Below are 18,380 nucleotides of genomic sequence, written 5' to 3'. Positions count from 1 at the left end.
TGATTCGGTTTTGCATTATTCCCCCCCGCTGTGTTGTGGCTGTTGGCCCTTCTGGACCTTGCGCAGCAGCAGCCACATACGAACGGTGCGTACCGCCATATTTCGCGCCGCGGCGCTCGGCGGCAGCGGATCGGGTTCCGGAATATCGTGAGAGATACGCAGCGGCACGCTGCCGTTGAGCGTCAGGTTGGCGACGATTGCCGTGAGCGTCCCGATGGTGATACCGCTGTGGAGGAACAGCTGCATCATCGGCGGGAACTGGGCAAACAGGTTCGGTACCAGGACCGGCATCATGCCCAGACCCAGCGTCAGTGCTACCACCATGCCATTGTTATTGTTACGGTAGTCGACCTGGCCAAGGGTACGAATACCGGAGACGGCGACCATGCCAAACATCACGATCCCGGCGCCGCCGAGGATCGGCTTTGGGATCAGCACGACAAGCGCGGCCATTTTCGAGAACAGGCCCATCAAAATGAGAATCGCCCCAGAGACCGATACCACAAAGCGGCTGCGTACGCCGGTCAGGCCGATCAGGCCGACGTTCTGCGCAAAAGCGGCATAGGGGAAAAGGTTGAAGAAGCCGCAAAGGGTGGTGGCCAGCCCGCAGGTGTTCAGGCCGTTGCGCAGCATGGTGGCATCCACTTTCTTACCGACGATATCGCCGGTGGCCATAATCGAGGACATGGTTTCCACCATCACCACGACCATGACCATGGACAGCAGGGCGACGGGAACGATATGAAACTCAGGGCGGGCAAACTGCATGACCGTCGGCAGATGCAGCCACGGGGTGGCGTTCACCAGGTGAAGGTCGAGCGGCTTGAAGAAGCTCCAGAGGATTGTGCCAATAATCAGCCCGATCAGCACCGCCGTGTTTTTCACCACCCCGGTGGCGAAGGTGTACAGGTTGAGAATGATGACCAGCGTAATCGCGGCCATCAGCAGGGAAAACAGGTCGCCGAAGCCTTGCATTTCCGTGCTCCCGCCGCCTATCCACCCGCCGGCCACCGGCATGATCGACAGGCCAATCAGCGTGACAATACTGCCCATCACCACCCTGGGAAAGAAACGAATCAGGCGACTAATCCACGGCGCGCAGCAGAGGATAAAGATCCCCGAGACAATTACCGAGCCGGAAATGGCACCGATACCGTACTCTTTGCCAATCAGCACCATCGGGATCAGCGCGGCGAAGGTGCAGCCCTGAATCAGCGGCAAACGGCAGCCGAGCCAGGGACGAATCCCCATCGACTGGACGATGGTTGCCGCGCCGCAGATAAACAGATCGGCGCTAATCAATAGAATGATGTGCTCGGCGGGCAGGCCAACGGCGTTGCCGACCACCAGAGGAACGGCCACCGCGCCGGCGTACATCACCAGCACGTGCTGCAGTCCGTAGAGAATCATTTGCGTTATCGGCAAAACCTCATCGACCGGCGCCGTTGAAGCCGTCGAGCGTGAGGCAGGAATGGCAGAATCTTTCATGAGGTGGTTATCTCCTTTACGACTTTCGCTCGGTTGAGAGCGGAAGTTACGATTCGAAGGCAGTTGCCTCCCTGAACTGATGTCGCCATCAGCGTGTTGCGCGCACGGCGATAACTATGCGTAAGCTGTGCCAGAATTAACCGTTTAGCGGAGCAAAGAATATTTTTGTGAATGGAGTCACGACTTGTTGGATATCACTACGCGGTGGCGAAACAGGAATGAAAGAGGGGATAAATACCCGGGTATCACTATGAGAGTAACGCTCTCATTTTGGTATCGAATAAGATAAAAGACGCCGCCGCGGAAAAATGAGAATAATTGTTTATTTGACCTGCATCGCAAAAAATAACCCCAGCAGACGCGCAACCCAAAATGCGCCTGAATATTGCATCGCGACCCTTGATGAAAATCTGAATAATAAAAGGGAAGCCAATGAACCGATTTATTGTGGCTGATGCCACCCGCTGTATTGGTTGTCATGCCTGTGAGGTTGCCTGCGTGACCGCCCATCATCAGGATAACTGGCCGCTGCAGCGCCGCGATTTCACGCCGCGCATTCAGGTCGTTTTCCACCGTAAAGAGAGCCGTACCGCCACTTGCCACCACTGTAACGACGCGCCCTGCGTGGCGTCCTGCCCAACGGAGGCGCTCTCTTTCGCTAACAACAGCATTCAGCTGAACCAGGAAAAATGTATTGGCTGTAAGAACTGCGTCATCAGCTGTCCGTTCGGGGCTATCGAAATGGTCGCTGCCAATGAAGACGCGCCGCAGCTGGCGCAGAAATGCGATCTGTGCAGCGAACACCCCAGCGGGCAACCGGCCTGCGTGGCCACCTGCCCAACGCAGGCGCTGCGCCTGATGGATGAGCAACAGCTTGAAAATATCCGCCGCGAGCGCCAGACGCGTACCGTACTCGGGCAGCCGGTGCAGCCGCGCCAGCCGCGGCTTCGTGACATGTTCCTCGCTAAACCCCCTCGCGTCGGGGCGAAAAAGGTCGACGCAGCGCTGCGCAAATCGCATTTCGAGGAGATTTACTACGGTCTGGGCTGCTCAGAAGCGGAATATGAGAGCGAACGCTGCCTGAGCTGCGCGCAGAAAGCATGGTGCAACTGGACCTGCCCACTGCATAACCACATTCCCGATTTCATTCGCCTGGTTAACGAAGGAAAAATCATTGAAGCAGCGGAGCTGTGCCATCAGAGCAGCTCCTTACCGGAAATTTGTGGCCGCGTTTGCCCGCAGGATCGCTTATGCGAAGGGGCCTGCACGCTGAAAAACGAGGGGGGCGCGGTGGCGATTGGCAATCTCGAACGCTACATCACCGACACCGCGCTGGCGATGGGCTGGCGTCCGCAGGTGGCTGGCGTGACGCCGCGCAAGGAGCGGGTTGCCATTATTGGCGCGGGGCCTGCGGGGCTGGGCTGCGCCGATGTTCTGGTGCGTGCAGGGGTGCAGGTGGATGTCTTTGATAAGTATCCGGAGATTGGCGGTCTGATGACGTTTGGCATCCCGCCCTTCAAGCTGGATAAAGGGCTCCTTGGCATGCGCCGGACGATCTTCAGCGAAATGGGTATTCAATTCCATTTAAACCAGGAAGTTGGGCGTGATGTCGACTTTAACGATTTGGTCGCCAATTACGATGCGGTATTCCTCGGCGTCGGCACCTATGGCCTGATGGCCGCGGGACTGGAAGGTGAAGACGCACCCGGCGTGATCCAGGCGCTGCCGTTCCTGATCGCCAGCACCCGCGAGGTGATGGGGCTTGAAGAGAGCGCGGAGTACCCGCTTATTGATATTCAGGACAAGCACGTGGTGGTGCTGGGCGGCGGCGATACCGCGATGGATTGCCTGCGTACGGCGGTGCGGCGTGGGGCCGCGAGCGTGACCTGCGCCTATCGTCGCGACGAGCTGAGCATGCCCGGCTCTATAAAAGAGGTGGTCAACGCGCGGGAGGAAGGTGTGGAATTCCAGTTCAACGTTCAGCCACAGTATATCCAGCGCAACCGTAAGGGGCAGGTCAGCGCGGTCGGCATGATTCGCACCGACATGGGAGAACCCGGGCCGGATGGCCGTCGCCGTCCAAGGCCGATTGTGGGCTCCGGCTTTGAGCTACAGGCGGATGTGCTGATCATGGCATTTGGTTTCCAGGCCCACGATATGCCGTGGCTACGCGGCCACGGCGTTCAGCTGGACCGCTGGGGGCAAATTCGTACCGGCGGCAGCGGTCGCGGCACCACGCAAACCAGCAACGACAAGATTTTTGCCGGCGGTGACGCGGTGCACGGCGCTGACCTGGTGGTCACGGCGATGGTGGCGGGGCGTCAGGCCGCCAGTGAAATGCTGGCGCTGTTTAACAGCAAGGAGGGGGCATGACCAGCTTTATCATGGCCAACCCGGCGTCCTGCATTGGCTGTCGCACCTGCGAGATAGCCTGCGTGCTGGAACATGCCACAGAACATGCGGCGTTCGCGCCGTGCTTAACGGTGCTGCGTCTGAATACGCTTAGCGTGCCGGTAATGTGCCATCAGTGTGAAAATGCCCCCTGCGTGGGGGCGTGCCCGGTGGGCGCATTAACCATGGGGGACGAGCGGGTGGAAGCCGATGCCGCCCGCTGTATCGGCTGTCAAAGCTGCATGGTGGCCTGTCCGTTTGGCGTGATTAGCATCGTGGTAGCCAAAAATCAGTCAGCGACGATTGTGAAGTGCGATCTCTGCCACGGGCGCGAGCGCGGCCCGGCCTGTATTGACGTCTGCCCAACGGCGGCATTAAGTAAAATCACCGGCGAGGCGCTGGCGAAAATGCAAAAGCAGCGCAAGATAACCACCGCATTCTGACGTTATAGCCGGGCGTGGCCCGGCCTGATGTTGTGGTTCAGTCTAGCCCATCCATTCGTTTCCACATCTTCGCCGCCACCTTACGCGCTTCGGCGAAAATCGGCTCGCAGTCGAAGGTAAACTGGCGGTTTTCATAGACCATCACGCCGTTGACCATCACGCTGTGCACGTTGCCCGAACTCATGCCAAAGGCGATATGCCCGGCGATGTTCTCCGCCACTAACGGGGTAGGCGGCAGATAATCGCACACGGTGAGATCCGCTTTATATCCCGCGGCAATACGGCCAAACTGCGCGTTGAAGTTGCGACTGAGCAGGGTATTACCGTTGCTGAGCGCCCTGGCAAAGCCGTCTGGCCAGAGCGGGCCACCGGCGTCCCGGTGTTTGAAGAACGCGAACTTCAGCTCTTCAAACATATCGGAACCGATGCCGTCGGTGCCCAGCGCCAGGTTGCGGTAGGCGATGAGCTTGTGGTTATAGCCCACGTGGTTATTCATATTAGAGCGCGCGTTATGCACCAGGAAACCGTCGCGTTCGTTCAGTAAGGCGATATCGGCGTCGGAGAGATACAGGCCATGCGCGATCAGCGTCTTAGGGCCGATCAGGTCAAACTCCGCCAGGCGAACCAGCAGATCCTTAGCGTAATGATGATGGCTATGCGAGACGTCATAGCTGTCCTCCGCCGCGTGGATATGCAGCCCGCGACCGGTCGCCTTCACCGCTTCGCTTAGCATAGATAAACCTGCATCGGTGACGGTAAACGGCGCATGCGCGCCGATATGCGCCTCGACCAGGTATGGCGCATTCCCCGCTTCGCGCCCGCGGTCTATTTCGCGCGCAAAGCGGATATTTTCTTCGACGCTGGCCTGGAGCTCCTGCTGTCCACCGTTACGATCGGTGGTTTCAAAGCAGGTCATGCCGCGCAGGCCCACCTTCACGAAAGCGTTACGCAGCTGGCTCAGCGAGCCGGCAATGTAGTTCGGCGAGGCATGATGATCGATGACCGCCGTACAGCCGCTGCGAATCGCCTCCATGGCGCAGATAAGCCCGCTGTAGTACAGCGACTCTTCGTCCAGCGCGCGGTCCAGCCGCCACCAAAGGTTTTTCAGCGTGGAGATAAAGTCCGGGCTCGGGGCGATGTTGGCCTGAATGCCGCGCGATAATCCCGAATAGAAGTGGTTGTGGGAACAGACCATTCCCGGCATCACCAGCCTGCCGTGCATCTCCTTGATTTTTGCCTGCGGGTATTGATGGCCAAGATCGTGTCCGACGGCGACGATGTCCGTGTTTTCGATTACGATGTCGACATTTTCCTGCACCATCGCCGGGTAGAGTTGGGCGATAGTGGCGTTTTTTAGCAGTAGCTGACTCATACTTCAACGGCCCCCAGAAGATAGTGATGATGGCGATAGACATGGCTGATGATGCGGCACATGGCTTCCAGCTGCGGTGGTATCTGATTGAACTGCCCGCCGTCGTCGAGCGTCAGCAGCCAGGTTTGAGCGTTCTGGCGAATATGGACGCGGTTCCCCTCGACCAGGAAGCCCGGATTGCTGCTGTTGCTGAAATCCTGCGGCAGGCTGAAGACGGTAATTTTGTCTTTATACGGTTTGCCCTGCCATGGGCAGAACTGGGCGCAGTTGCCGCATTCGTTGCAGTAAGCGTCGAGGTGCAGCGTCTGAAAGCGGTTTTCGAAACCGGGGACGGCAATCGACACGTTGGCGCGGTTCGGGCAAACGTCCACGCATTTACTGCACACATAGTTGCATTCCAGGCAGCGTGCGGCTTCCTGAGCGACGAACGCATCGCGATCGTCTTTGCCTACGCTGGCGACCACAATGGCGCCTTTACGCCGGTACACTTCAGCGGGATCAACCTTGTTCCAGTGCTTGTTGCCATGATGGCTGCGGATATTTTCCCGGGCCAGAATCGTCTCCGTTGCCCGACGTGCGTTGCTGATGGCGGAAACAATTGAAGACGGTCCGCGCTGTACGTCACCAATCAGGAATACACCCGGTTTGCGGGTTTCACCCTCGGCGTTCGCCTCCGGCCAGCCGCGCGCGTCCAGCGGAATGCCCATCGCGGCCAGCGCTTCTCCATCCTGTTGTTCACCAATGGCGGTAATCAACGTGTCGACATGTAACGTACAGGTTTCTGCTGTCTCTACCGGGCGGCGACGGCCTTTTTCATCGATATCGCCCAGCGCCATTACGCGTACGGTTAACGTACCGTCGGCATCGAATCGCTCTGGATTATTCAGGAAGCGGAAGGTGACACCATCGTGTACGGCTTCTTCATACTCTTCACGCCAGGCTGGCATCTCCTGCTGTGAACGGCGGTAGATGACGGTCGCTTGCTCAACGCCCGGTACGCGTAAGGCCGCACGGGCGCAGTCCATTGCGGTATTCCCCGCGCCAACGATAGCCACGTGCTTACCTAACTGCAGGTTATCGCCCCGGTTATATTCACGCAGGAAGGACAACGATTTACGCACGTTCGGGTTATCACCCTGGAGCTTCACGCCGCTGTTTTTATCGGTGCCGGTGCCGACCAGAACGTAGCGGAATCCCTGCTGCTGGAGCTTTTCCACCGTCAGGTGTGGGTCGCAGCCGTAGACAATATTGACGCCGTGACTCACCACAAAGTCGATATCCTGCTGGATAAGCTCTCCGGGGATGCGGAACTGAGGAATAATGTTGCGCACCACGCCGCCGGCGTTAGCTTCGCGCTCGAATAACGTGACGCTGTAACCTTCGCGCGCCAGGAAATACCCCGCGGCCAGACCTGCGGGTCCCGCGCCAATCACCGCGACCGGGTGCTGGGTGCCTGAACCGGCGGGTTTATGCCAGCGACGCTGATATTCATCCCAGCCTTTTTCGAGAGCGATTTTCTTCAGTTCACGAATGTTCAGCGCGCTGTCGTAGTCGAGGCGCGTACAGTTGTACTGGCACTGATGGTCGCAGATATGGCCGGTAATCGCCGGCAGCGCGTTGCGCTGATAGATAAGCTCCAGCGCGTCAACGTAGCGCTGTTCGCCCATCAGCCGAATGTACTCGGGGATATCCTGCTTGATAGCACACGCGCTGACGCAGGGGGCGACGTAGCAGTCGGTCAACGGCAGCGTTTCACCTACATCAATCCGGTCGTTCGGTTTCCAGTGCTTCTGGGTATACGCCATGCTGACCGCTTTTTCCGCCAGCGCGTTCAGGCGCTTAACGTCAACCTGCGTCATCTGCCAGCCGTCGGCCTGTTCCAGCTCGCGCATGCATTCGCTTAGGCGCAGGTAGCCGCCGGGTTTCAGCAGATCGGTTGCCATGGTGATCGGGCGAATGCCGGCCTCGAAAATATCGCGGATGTTGAGCTGGCTCGCGCCGCCGGAATAAGAAATCGGCAGCTTGCCGTCAAACTCTCGCGACAGCAGGGCGGCGACGTTGATCGACAGCGGGAACAGCGCGCGCCCGGACATGTACATTTCGTTGCCTGGCAGCGCGCCTTTGTTGTTCACCGTACCAAGGGTGTTGGTTAACTTCACGCCGAAGCCCAGATTCTTGCTTTTAGCGAGCGACATCAGGCGCTTGAGCATCGCCAGCGCCTGGTCGATTTTCAGGTCGTGGTCAAACGACGCTTCGTTCAGACCAATATAGCCAAAGCCGCAGGTATCGAGAATTTCACGAACCCGCTTGAAGCCCAACAGCGTCGGGTTGAGTTTCACAAAGGTATTCAGCTGCTTTTCTTCCAGCATATAGCGGCAGATCGCTTCAATTTCGTCCGGGGGGCAGCCGTGCATCGTAGAGAGCGTCACGCCCTGAACCAGTTTTGCCGGAATGCGGCTCGCCAGCGCGGCTTTTTCTGGCTGATGCAGTCGCAGCCAGCGGTCCAGCGTGTCCCGATACCGGGCAAATTTCGGCTGCGAACCCGCGTTCATCATGTTGTCGATAAACTGCTGCATTGGCGGCTCTTTAATGCCCTCGAGGTTATAGCCAACGCTCATATTGAAGATAAACGACTTACCGTTTTTCACCGGCGTCAGCGGCAGGATCTCCTCCAGCAGGTGCAGAATAAACCACGCCTTCAGGTACTCATCCCAGGCTTTCAGCAGGGTAAATTCGGTGGACCATTCGGTGTTGAAGCATTCGTCTTCGGCATCAATACAGGGCTTTTCCAGCTCCAGGCGGTCGAGGATTTGTACCGTTTTCAGTTCGATAAACCGCCCGCCGGTGAGCCAGGAGGTAATAATGTTTTGCGCCAGCTGGGTATGCGGACCCGCAGCCGGGCCAATCGGCGTGGCGCAGGTTTCACCAAATACGCTCACCTTATGCGGGGCGTGCGCTGAATAAAACTGCTGCTCCGGAATACCAAAGATGGAACGATGATTCTGGTATTCATCAACAATACGCGTTAAGAGTTCCTCAAACGGAACGGGACGCATGATATCGCCCATAATCCTCTCCTTAGACTTACCTGTTAAATCATAGTGGTCGGTATTGCGATAATTCCGACGGGTAAGGGGAGCTCAGCAACAATCACGCCAGAAATTGAATTCATAGACGGAATGGGCGTAAAAACGTGAGGAAAGTCTAAAGTTAAAACGACTTTAAAGAGAGAGGTTGGGGCGTTGATGCGAATTCAAATCACTCACCTGAAGGGCGTTTTTTTATTTCTCAAAAACGACTGTACCCTATCAAATTGATAATATCATTTGCGCAAATCTTTATTTTCACCCTTATTGAGTCGGCTATAATCTTCCGGCGTATCAATATCGAGAACGATCGCTGGATTATTGAGCGGGATCTGTCGGCAGAGGCCGGTAAGCAGCGACTGGCGTACCGATGTCTGCTTTTCTTCGCTTAAACAGCGCCGCAAATTGCTGGTGGATGTGAGGATCGGGTGTCCCGGAATCCCTCCGTAATAGGGCATCAGCGTGCCTTCGAAGCGCTGTTCCCACAGGCCATAAAAAATAGCATCATCAAGGCACGGCAGGTCTCCGTGGGTGATAAAACAATAATCATGACGTAATGCCTGAAGACCCGCTTTTACCGAAGAATAGAGCCCCTGGCGGAAGTCAGGATTATAAACGAGCGTCATGTTCGGGACCGATGAATAACGCGCCATTAACTCTTGATGGCGAAATCCGGTCACTAAAATAATATGCGAGCAGCAGCGTCGCGCATTTTTAATACTTGCATCAAGTATTGTGCCACCTTGCCAGGGTAACATCATTTTCCATTGCCCCATCCGGGAGGACAACCCCGCGGCGGTAATAATACAATCGACCTGCATTTTTGCTCCTGAATAGAGAGATAATGCGCAACATGGAAAATATACCGCACGCTGACGAGCTGTTATGTGATTTAAACGCCACTGCCGGCCCTTTGCTGATCGCCGCCGTGGGAGCAGGCGGCAAAACCAGCACCTTGTTCTGGATGGCAGAGCTGTTTCAGCAGGCGGGGAGGCGCGTGTTGCTGACCACCACCACCCACATGTTTGTCCCCCACACGCTGCCTGTGACCCTCTGTCGCGACCCGCAGGCGCTGCCCGCCGCGTTCTGGCAGCGGCCGCTGCAGGCGTGTTTTTCCGCCTGGCTGCCGGAAGCGGGAAAGGTCAGAGGCTTCACGCCAGCGCAGCTGGATACGCTCATGGCGAGCGGCCAGCCGGACATCGTGCTGGTAGAAGCTGACGGCGCTCACGGTTTTGCACTTAAAGCGCCGGATGTGCACGAACCTTGCATCCCTTATTCCTGTTGTTGCGTAGTTGCCGTTACCGGAGCGGGGATGCTCGGGAACCCCGTTGGTCCAGCTACTGTCCACCGCTGGCCACTTTTTTCCCGCATCACCGGCGCCACGGCGCATGACGCGCTGACGTGGCCGATGCTGTATCGCCTGGTTCAGCATCAGGAAGGGGCGTTTAAAGGCGCGCCGACGGGCTGTCGGCGTATCTGGCTGCTCAACCGGCTTTCTCAAAATGAGAATTTGCAGCCTGGCAATTTGATAATGAGAAACGACGTCGACGCTATCTGGGCCGGTTCGGTCCAGTCGCGTCCGGCTATTACGCGCAGACGAGTGAGAAAGTGACTCCATTCTGGGGTAATGAAGGGATATCCATTTGAGGTTGTTATGAATATTTTCTCAGAAGCGGCAAGACTCGAAGCACAAAACCGTCCGTTCGCGCTGGCACAGATCGTCGACAGCCGTGGTTCCACTCCCCGACATTCCGCACAGATGCTGGTTCGTGATGATGGCAGCATTGTTGGCACCATCGGCGGCGGCATGGTCGAACGCCGGGTGATTGATGAAGCGCTTGATGCCCTGCGTGAAAAGGCCTCGCGCATGTTTCATGGCCGAATGACACGCACCGGGGCCGATGCGGTGGGCTCGGACTGCGGCGGCGCGATGTCGGTGTACATCAGCGTTCACGGGCTGCGTCCCAGGCTGGTGTTGATTGGTGGCGGGCACGTGAATCGCGCCGTCGCGCACAGCGCTGCGCTGCTCGGTTTTGAACTCGCGGTGGCGGATATTTATCCGGAAAGCCTCCATCCTGAACGTTTCCCGCCGTTCACCCAGCTGGTTTACGCCGAGAGCTTTGCCGCGGCCGTCGATAAGCTGGCCGTTCAGCCAGATAACTATGTTCTGATCGCCACCAATAACCAGGATCGCGAAGCGCTGGATAAGCTGGCCGTACTGCCTACCGCCTGGCTGGGGCTGCTGGCCAGCCGTCGCAAGGTACAGGTGTTTTTACGCCAGCTGCGCGAAAACGGCGTCGCGGAGGAGCATATCGCCCGGCTGCATGCGCCGGTGGGCTACAACATTGGCGCTGAGACGCCGAATGAGATCGCCATCAGCGTGCTGGCGGAGATCTTACAGGTCAAAAATAACGCGCCGGGCGGGCTGATGATGGCCAGCGACTCTCCCACGCAGCCGCTAAGGGTAGCCATTCGCGGGGCGGGGGATATTGCGACGGGCGTGGCGCTGCGGCTGTGGCACGCCGGGTTTAAAGTGGTGATGCTGGAGGTGGAGAAACCGACGGTGATCCGCCGTACCGTGGCCTTTGCCCAGGCGGTTTTTGACGGAGAAATGACGGTAGAGGGCGTGACCGCACTCCGCGTCGATTCCGTCCAGGAGGCGATTCAGGTAGCGGATAACGGTGTGATTCCCGTGTTGGTTGATCCGCTCTGTGAATCGCTGCGCGAGCTGAATCCTGGCTGCGTGGTCGACGCCATCCTCGCGAAAGAAAACCTGGGTACCCACTGCGGGCTGGCGCCGGCGGTCATTGCGCTGGGACCGGGCTTTTGCGCGGGTATCGACTGCCATGCGGTGATTGAAACCAACCGCGGGCACTGGCTGGGTCAGGTTATCTATCAGGGCCGCGCGCAGGACAACACTGGCGTACCGGGTAACATTATGGGGCATACCGCAAAACGGGTGATCCGCGCGCCCGGCGCGGGGGTGATGCGCTCGCGCGTGAAGTTGGGCGATATCGTCACCGAGGGCGAGGTGATTGCCACCGTCGGCGAGACGGAGATTCGGGCACCGCTAAGCGGCATGGTGCGCGGGCTGCTGAACGACGGTCTGGTGGTGGATAGTGGTTTTAAAATCAGCGATATTGACCCACGCGGCGATAAGGCTGACTACACCAGCGTATCGGATAAGGCGAGGGCGATTGGTGGTGGCGTGCTGGAAGCGCTGATGACGCTGACAAACCAGCGTATTAAACAGCAAAATCGTCGCCCGGTTGAGGTGTAAGCCAACGGCGGGGCGGCTAAAAACCCGCCCCGGCGTCACTTCTTGCGGTCGGACGACGTTTACCCTTCGATAATCGTGCCGGTTTTTCCTTCAATACCTTCTTTCGCTTTGCTCAATACGGTAATCAATGCTTTACGCCCCGGACGAGAGCGGGCAAAGGAGGCTGCGGCCTCCACTTTCGGCAGCATAGAGCCTTTGGCAAAGTGGCCCTCGGCAATAAAACGGTCGGCATCGCCTAAGGTGAGTTTATCCAGCCACTGCTCGTTGGGTTTACCAAAGTTAATCGCCACTTTCTCCACAGCGGTCAAAATGATGAGCATGTCGGCATCAATCATCGCCGCCAGCTTCGCGCTAGCCCAGTCTTTATCAATGACCGCGCTGGCGCCGCGAAGATGATTCCCCTCGCGGATCACCGGGATCCCGCCGCCGCCGGCGGCGATCACCACATGGCAGGCATCTATCAGCGCCTTCACCGTCTCTTTTTCAATAATATCGACAGGCTGCGGCGAGGCGACCACGCGACGATATCCGCGCCCGGCGTCCTCTTTCAGGACATCGCCTTTCAGGGCCAGCTGTTCCGCTTCTTCTTTGCTAAAGAAGGAACCTATAGGCTTGGTTGGGTTGCTGAACGCCGGATCGTTGGCGTCGACTTCCACCTGGGTAATCAGCGTGGCGACTGGAATATGCATATTGCGCGACAACAGTTCCTCGCGCAGCGCATTTTGCAGGTCATAACCGATATAGCCCTGGCTCAGCGCCACGCACACCGACATCGGCAGCATCGGGGTATGGGCATCGGTTTTGGCGGCCGCTTCAAACGCCAGGTTGATCATCCCTACCTGCGGGCCGTTGCCGTGCGTCACCACCACCTGGTGGCCGTGAGCAATCAGGTCGACGATGGCCTGCGCGGTTTGTTTAACCGCCTGCATTTGCCCGGCCAGGTCGTCGCCCAGCGCGTTTCCGCCCAGCGCGAGTACAATTTTTTTACTCATGACATCCTCTCTTTAAGATGATATTCCGCTCATGGGGATCGGAGCGGAAGAAAAAGGGGCGCGACGCAGGAAACGGCCCTGTCCGGCGACGCCGCTAAAGGTCCCGTTGCTGAAAATCACCCGGCCGTGCGACAGCGTCTGGCGAATGGAGCCCTGACAGATAAACCCTTCCCACGGTGAATAGTCGGCGTTGTCGTGCAGCATTTCGTGACGAATGGTGGTGGTGCGAAGCGGGTCGATAATCACCACGTCGCCGTCCGCGCCCGGCGCCAGCACGCCTTTTTGCGGCCACAGGCCGAACAGCTTCGCCGGGTTGGCGCTGGTAAGCGCCACAAAATGCTCGGGCGTGATGCGTCCGGTCATTACCCCGTGGGAGAACAGCAGCAGCAGACGGTTTTCTACCCCCGGCAGGCCGTTCGGGCAGCGGCTAAAATCGCCGTTCGATAAATGCTGACGCTGGGCCATCGAAAAGGCACAGTGGTCGGTGGCCATCACGTCGATCGAACCGTCGCTCACCCCGCACCACAGCGCGTCATTGTTACTGGCGTTGCGCAGCGGCGGGCTGAGCAGATACTTCAGCGCATCCTCGCGTTCATAGCAGCGGTCATCGAGCAGCAGATACTGCGGGCAGGTTTCAACCCATACCGGCTGATGACGTGAACGCGCCAGCTTCAGATATTCCAGCCCCAGCCCGTTCGACAGGTGCACAATGTACAGCGGCGCGTTACCGGCGAGCTGCGCGAGGTTAATCATGCGGGCGATTGCTTCCGCCTCGCACTCCAGCGGCCGACTCAGGGCGTGATAGCGGGGCGCGGTTTTTCCCTGGGCCAGAAACTCAGAGCGTTTAAGGGCAATGGCCGCGTCGTTTTCCGGGTGTACGGTGGTGAGCGCGCCCGCGGCGTGCAGATGACGCATCGCCTGCAGCACATCGTCGTCGCTCAGTTTGTACTGGTAGGTTAAATAGAGCTTAAAGCTGCTGATCCCCGCATCGACCATCATCGGAATTTCATCGAGAATGGCGTGGTTGATGTGCTGAATGACGCCGTGAAAGCTGTAGTCAATCACCGCTTTGTAGGCGGCGTAGCCGCGATAGGTTTCCAGTTGGTGACGTAATCGGCAGCCTGCCGGGCCAAATCCCATATGATCGACGATGGTGGTCGTACCGCCGCAGGCTGCCGCGCGGGTGCCGGTAAAGAAATCGTCACAGCTGCGGGCCAGGCCGGTATCAATATTGAAATGGGTATGAACATCAACGCCGCCGGGCATTACGTAGCAACCGCTGGCGTCGATCGTTTCACAGGGTTGTTCAACGGTGATGTTATCGGCCAGCTGGCTAACGAGGCCGTTTTCAATCAGCAGGTCCTGTCTGGCTCGTCCGTCGGCGTTGACGACGGTGCCGTTTTTAATCAGTACGCGCATATAAACTCCAGATTCCCGCCGCGAACGGCGGGAGGAATAGCGGACTACAGTGACTCGGTGGCCAGCCAGCTCAGCGGAATAGCGGCATACATTGCGGCGCAGGTGGCCAGGTGAGACTTCCAGGTTTTTTCGTTTGGCGCGTGGGCTTCAGGCTCTTTACCTGGGCCAAAACCAATCACCGGAATGCCGTGACGGCCCATGATTGAGACGCCGTTGGTGGAGAAGGTCCACTTATCCACTACCGGAGCCTTGCCGAAGAGTCCCTCATACGCGTTGCTCAGCGCGCGCACGGTGAAGTGGTTCTCTTCCACTTTCCAGGTCGGGAAGTAGCATTCGGTTGGATACACCAGCCCGGTCCACGATGGGCGGTCATAGTTGTACATGGAGACAACCGCACCGGCTTTTTGCACCGCAGGCAGGGCGCGAATTTCGTCCAGCGCACCTTCCCAGGTTTCGCCCCAGGTCAGACGACGGTCGATGGAAACGGCGCAGCTGTCGGCAACCGCACAGCGGCTTGGCGAGGTGAAGAAGATTTCCGAGACGGTGAGGGTGCCTTTACCCAGGAATTCGTCGTTGCCCAGCTTATGGGAGAGATCCTGCAGCTCGTTGAGAATCGGCCCCATTTTAAAGATGGCGTTGTCGCCGCGTTCCGGCGCGGAGCCGTGGCAGCTAACGCCAGAAACATCCACGCGAATTTCCATACGCCCGCGCTGGCCGCGGTAAATCTGACAGTCGGTGGGTTCAGTACTGACCACGAACTCCGGGCGAATACCGGACTGTTCGATAATATACTGCCAGCACAGCCCGTCGCAGTCTTCTTCCTGCACCGTACCGGTCACCAGCAGGGTGTATTCATCTTCCAGCCCCAGATCTTTGATAATTTTTCCGGCGTAGACCATGGACGCCATCCCGCCTTCCTGGTCCGACGCGCCGCGCCCGCCGATGAGTTCGTCGGTTTCCATGCCCTGGTACGGGTCGAAGCTCCAGTTTTTGATATTACCGATGCCTACGGTATCAATATGCGCATCCATCGCTACCAGGCGCGGGCCGTGGCCAATATAGCCCAGCACGTTGCCCATAGGGTCGATTTCCACTTTATCGAAGCCGACTTTCTCCATCTCTTCTTTGATGCGGTGCACCACGCGTTTTTCGTCGCAGCTTTCGCTTGGGATGGCGATCATATCGCGCAGAAAGCGGGTCATGTCTTGCTGGTAGTAGTTGGCTTTTTCAACAATCAGTTTAAAAGGAATATGCTTAGCCATGAGGATGTTCTCCAGTTCTTAATTGGTAAGGGTTATTGCGCAGCCGGATGCTTGCCTTCCCAGACGATTTCCCGGTAATGCTTCACGTCGGTATCGCCCTCGGTGCTGACGATCAGCACGACGGAGCGGCTATCCAGCTGCAGCTTGTCCATCAGCGCATCGCGCTGCGGGTGGTAGTGAACGGCGGCGAGCACGCCAAGACCGACCGCGCCGGACTCCCCGGAAATAACGCGCGGATCGTGGCCGATCGGGTTGCCCAGCACTCGCATACCGAGTGCGGAAACCGCGTCCTGACACGAGATAAACTGGCTGGCGCAGTTGCGCAGGACGTCCCACCCGAGCGGGTTGGGTTCACCGCAGGCAAGCCCCGCCATGATGGTGGCCATGTTGCCGCCGACGTTGACGATTTGCCCCTTCACCCCGGAGCGGTAGAGACAGTCGGCTAGCTCAGGCTCAACGATAACGGAATGCAGGTTACCCGCGCCGTAAACGTCGACCAGATAACCCAGCACGCCGCCGGCCAGCGCGCCCACGCCGCCCTGTAAGAAAACGTGCGTCGGGCGGGCGATGCCCATTGCCGACATCTGTTCGACGGCTTCATCAGCCAGCGTGGCGTAGCCCTGCATAATCCAGGTGGGGATTTTGGTGTAACCCTCCCATGCGGTGTCCTGGACCACTTCCCAGCCATTTTTCTGCGCCGTCTGCATGGTGAAGCGCACGGTGTCGTCGTAGTTCATGTCGGTGACGATGCATTCCGCGCCCAGGCGTAAAATGGCGTCCACGCGTTCCTGCGCCGAACCTTTCGGCATATAAATCACCGCGTTCTGGCCAAGCTGCTGCGCTGCCCACGCCACGCCGCGACCGTGGTTACCGTCGGTGGTGGTGGCGAAGGTCATTTTCTCTTTAATGCGTGACTTCAGGCCGTCAAGCGACAGTCCGTTGATATCCAGCTGATACTTTTCACACAGCAATTGTGCAATCGCGTAAGAACCGCCGAGCATCTTGAAGGCGTTCAGGCCAAAACGCCGCGACTCGTCCTTCACCAGAATTTTGCTCACGCCGAACAGGGCGGCCAGATCATTAAGCGCGTACAGCGGCGTCGGCTGATAGCCGCTAATTTTTTGATGAAAACGGCGCGCCTGTTGCGCAGGCTGGCGCGAGAAGAGCGGCGTCGTTTCGCCGGTGTAAAAACGGTTATCGGCAATATCCATTTTCAGCGAGAAAGCAGACATACTCTGTCCTTATTCGTCATTACGGGGAGAGATGCTGGCCCACAGGCCAGCAGGGAAGGCTATTTGATGCGTTTTTGCGCTTCGGCCAGCAGTTGCTCCAGCAACATGCCCGGCTTCGCGTATTTACGGCAGAGGATCATGGCGGCGATGATGTACGGCTTCCAGCTGGCCTCTTTGTAGGTGGCGATACGGTATTTTTCGAACACGGCTTCGGTGACTTCGCCTTCATTGCAGGAGACGCCGGTAATATCCGCGGGCAGGCAGTGCATATACAGCGCATCGCCGTCGCGGGTTTTTGCCATCATATCTTCGGTGCAGTGCCAGTCTTTATGCTGGGCATTCTGCGCCAGGCAGGCTTTCTCCAGCGCCTTCAGGCCGTCGCGATCGTTAGCGCGCAGTAGCTCAGTACGCTGCTCCATGACCTGATACGGCGCCCAGGATTTCGGGTAGACGATATCGGCATCTTTAAAGGCTTCCGCCATATCCGTCACCTGGCGGAAGCTGCCGCCGGACGCTTTGGCGTTGTTTTTCGCCACTTCAATCACGTCAGGAATCAGGTCGTAGCCTTCCGGGTGGGCGAGGGTGACGTCCATACCGAAACGGGTCATCAGGCCAATAATGCCCTGCGGCACAGAAAGAGGCTTACCGTAGCTTGGGGAGTAGGCCCAGGTCATAGCAATTTTCTTGCCTTTAAGATTCTCCAGCGACCCGAAGTATTCACGTAACCACGCCAGATCGGCCATCGCCTGCGTAGGGTGGTCAATATCGCATTGCAGGTTAATCAGCGCCGGACGCTGCGGCAGCACGCCTTGCTTGTAGCCATCATCCAGCGCTTCGCCAACCTCACGCATATAAGCATTACCCGCGCCAAGATACATGTCATCGCGAATACCGATAGCATCGGCGCAGAAGGAGATCATATTTGCGGTTTCACGCACCGTTTCACCGTGGGCAATCTGCGATTTTCCTTCGTCGAGATCCTGCTGCGCCAGCCCAAGCAGATTCAGCGCCGAGGCATAGGAGAAGCGGGTACGGGTAGAGTTATCGCGGAATACCGAAATTCCCAGCCCGCTGTTGAACACGTTGGTGGCGATATTTTCCGCACGCAGCGTTTTTAACGCTTCCGCGACGTCCAGCACCTGCTTGAGTTCATCCGGCGACTGTTCCCATGTCAGCAGAAAATCCTTCTCATGCAGATTCGAATTCAGCGTGTTGATTTCCTTAATCAGTTCGTTAACAGTTTTCATATTTCAATCCTGGTCGTGAATGACGGGCTTATTGATTGCTGGTTACCGCTGCGGCAAATGCCAGCGCTGATATTTCACTAACAATAAGCATGCCAATTTCAAAACGACCTGATTAGCCGCGGATGAAACAGTGGAATTATGAGAGGGCTGTCACGAAAAAGTAGCCGC

Annotated in this window: 13 protein-coding genes; 4 read left to right on the top strand and 9 right to left on the bottom strand. The window is 57.8% G+C overall.

Annotated features, from left to right (window positions below; translation table 11 throughout):
• Positions 1-15 precede the first annotated feature (15 nt).
• Complete coding sequence (locus AC3WOK_RS05235; protein WP_492354082.1) at positions 16-1,488, bottom strand: nucleobase:cation symporter-2 family protein; 1,473 nt, start codon at positions 1,486-1,488, stop codon at positions 16-18.
• A 432-nt stretch (positions 1,489-1,920) separates the two neighbouring features.
• On the opposite strand from AC3WOK_RS05235, the gene ygfT reads away from it, so the two are divergent.
• Positions 1,921-3,861 carry a formate-dependent uric acid utilization protein YgfT gene (ygfT, locus tag AC3WOK_RS05230; protein WP_492354081.1) on the top strand — a complete coding sequence of 647 codons (1,941 nt, stop codon included), beginning with the start codon at positions 1,921-1,923 and terminating at the stop codon, positions 3,859-3,861.
• Positions 3,858-4,322, top strand: coding sequence for a 4Fe-4S dicluster domain-containing protein (locus AC3WOK_RS05225; RefSeq protein WP_492354080.1), 465 nt, complete (start codon positions 3,858-3,860; stop codon positions 4,320-4,322). Before ygfT ends, AC3WOK_RS05225 begins: the two co-directional genes overlap by 4 nt.
• A gap of 37 nt (positions 4,323-4,359) precedes the next feature.
• On the opposite strand, the gene ssnA is transcribed toward AC3WOK_RS05225, so the two are convergent.
• The 3 genes from ssnA to AC3WOK_RS05210 form a co-directional block, all read right to left on the bottom strand.
• Positions 4,360-5,694 carry a putative aminohydrolase SsnA gene (ssnA, locus tag AC3WOK_RS05220; protein ID WP_492354079.1) on the bottom strand — a complete coding sequence of 445 codons (1,335 nt, stop codon included), beginning with the start codon at positions 5,692-5,694 and terminating at the stop codon, positions 4,360-4,362.
• The gene (gene ygfK, locus AC3WOK_RS05215; protein ID WP_492354078.1) at positions 5,691-8,762 is read right to left on the bottom strand and encodes a putative selenate reductase subunit YgfK; all 3,072 of its coding nucleotides are present in this window, start codon (positions 8,760-8,762) and stop codon (positions 5,691-5,693) included. The genes ssnA and ygfK overlap by 4 nt, the downstream gene beginning before the upstream one ends.
• Positions 8,763-9,016: 254 nt before the next feature.
• Positions 9,017-9,601: an NTP transferase domain-containing protein gene (locus AC3WOK_RS05210; RefSeq protein ID WP_492354077.1), complete on the bottom strand. Its 585-nt coding sequence runs from the start codon at positions 9,599-9,601 to the stop codon at positions 9,017-9,019.
• 32 nt (positions 9,602-9,633) lie between these two features.
• Here AC3WOK_RS05210 and yqeC point away from each other — a divergent pair, with 32 nt between their 5' ends.
• Together yqeC and yqeB are read left to right on the top strand one after the other, a co-directional pair.
• On the top strand, positions 9,634-10,392 hold the full coding sequence (yqeC, locus tag AC3WOK_RS05205) for a selenium cofactor biosynthesis protein YqeC (protein ID WP_492354237.1): 759 nt from the start codon (positions 9,634-9,636) through the stop codon (positions 10,390-10,392).
• Positions 10,393-10,434: 42 nt separating this feature from the next.
• The gene (gene yqeB, locus AC3WOK_RS05200) at positions 10,435-12,060 is read left to right on the top strand and encodes a selenium-dependent molybdenum cofactor biosynthesis protein YqeB (RefSeq protein WP_492354076.1); all 1,626 of its coding nucleotides are present in this window, start codon (positions 10,435-10,437) and stop codon (positions 12,058-12,060) included.
• 59 nt (positions 12,061-12,119) lie between these two features.
• Here yqeB and arcC read toward each other — a convergent pair whose 3' ends face one another.
• Genes arcC through ygeW form a run of 5 tightly spaced genes read right to left on the bottom strand, consistent with a single transcriptional unit; the run spans position 12,120 to position 18,212 of the window.
• The gene (arcC, locus tag AC3WOK_RS05195; protein WP_492354075.1) at positions 12,120-13,052 is read right to left on the bottom strand and encodes a carbamate kinase; all 933 of its coding nucleotides are present in this window, start codon (positions 13,050-13,052) and stop codon (positions 12,120-12,122) included.
• A gap of 12 nt (positions 13,053-13,064) precedes the next feature.
• Positions 13,065-14,471 (bottom strand): dihydropyrimidinase, encoded by a 1,407-nt coding sequence (hydA, locus tag AC3WOK_RS05190; protein WP_492354074.1) that lies wholly within the window; start codon positions 14,469-14,471, stop codon positions 13,065-13,067.
• A gap of 44 nt (positions 14,472-14,515) precedes the next feature.
• Positions 14,516-15,733: a YgeY family selenium metabolism-linked hydrolase gene (locus AC3WOK_RS05185; protein WP_492354073.1), complete on the bottom strand. Its 1,218-nt coding sequence runs from the start codon at positions 15,731-15,733 to the stop codon at positions 14,516-14,518.
• 32 nt (positions 15,734-15,765) lie between these two features.
• Positions 15,766-16,965 (bottom strand): diaminopropionate ammonia-lyase, encoded by a 1,200-nt coding sequence (dpaL, locus tag AC3WOK_RS05180; protein ID WP_492354072.1) that lies wholly within the window; start codon positions 16,963-16,965, stop codon positions 15,766-15,768.
• Positions 16,966-17,024: 59 nt separating this feature from the next.
• Entirely contained in the window at positions 17,025-18,212 is a 1,188-nt protein-coding gene (gene ygeW / locus AC3WOK_RS05175) for a knotted carbamoyltransferase YgeW (RefSeq protein WP_492354071.1), read from the bottom strand.
• Positions 18,213-18,380: the final 168 nt, after the last annotated feature.

The organism is Enterobacter sp. FW301-JW81 (assembly GCF_058788735.1).
This window is presented reverse-complemented; position numbering and strand designations above follow the sequence as displayed.

Bases quoted from the DNA above. Each gene is read 5' to 3' on its own strand.
- AC3WOK_RS05235 (WP_492354082.1), bottom strand. From the start codon at position 1,488: ATGAAAGATTCTGCCATTCCTGCCTCACGCTCGACGGCTTCAACGGCG.
- ygfT (WP_492354081.1), top strand. From the start codon at position 1,921: ATGAACCGATTTATTGTGGCTGATGCCACCCGCTGTATTGGTTGTCAT.
- AC3WOK_RS05225 (WP_492354080.1), top strand. From the start codon at position 3,858: ATGACCAGCTTTATCATGGCCAACCCGGCGTCCTGCATTGGCTGTCGC.
- ssnA (WP_492354079.1), bottom strand. From the start codon at position 5,694: ATGAGTCAGCTACTGCTAAAAAACGCCACTATCGCCCAACTCTACCCG.
- ygfK (WP_492354078.1), bottom strand. From the start codon at position 8,762: ATGGGCGATATCATGCGTCCCGTTCCGTTTGAGGAACTCTTAACGCGT.
- AC3WOK_RS05210 (WP_492354077.1), bottom strand. From the start codon at position 9,601: ATGCAGGTCGATTGTATTATTACCGCCGCGGGGTTGTCCTCCCGGATG.
- yqeC (WP_492354237.1), top strand. From the start codon at position 9,634: ATGGAAAATATACCGCACGCTGACGAGCTGTTATGTGATTTAAACGCC.
- yqeB (WP_492354076.1), top strand. From the start codon at position 10,435: ATGAATATTTTCTCAGAAGCGGCAAGACTCGAAGCACAAAACCGTCCG.
- arcC (WP_492354075.1), bottom strand. From the start codon at position 13,052: ATGAGTAAAAAAATTGTACTCGCGCTGGGCGGAAACGCGCTGGGCGAC.
- hydA (WP_492354074.1), bottom strand. From the start codon at position 14,471: ATGCGCGTACTGATTAAAAACGGCACCGTCGTCAACGCCGACGGACGA.
- AC3WOK_RS05185 (WP_492354073.1), bottom strand. From the start codon at position 15,733: ATGGCTAAGCATATTCCTTTTAAACTGATTGTTGAAAAAGCCAACTAC.
- dpaL (WP_492354072.1), bottom strand. From the start codon at position 16,965: ATGTCTGCTTTCTCGCTGAAAATGGATATTGCCGATAACCGTTTTTAC.
- ygeW (WP_492354071.1), bottom strand. From the start codon at position 18,212: ATGAAAACTGTTAACGAACTGATTAAGGAAATCAACACGCTGAATTCG.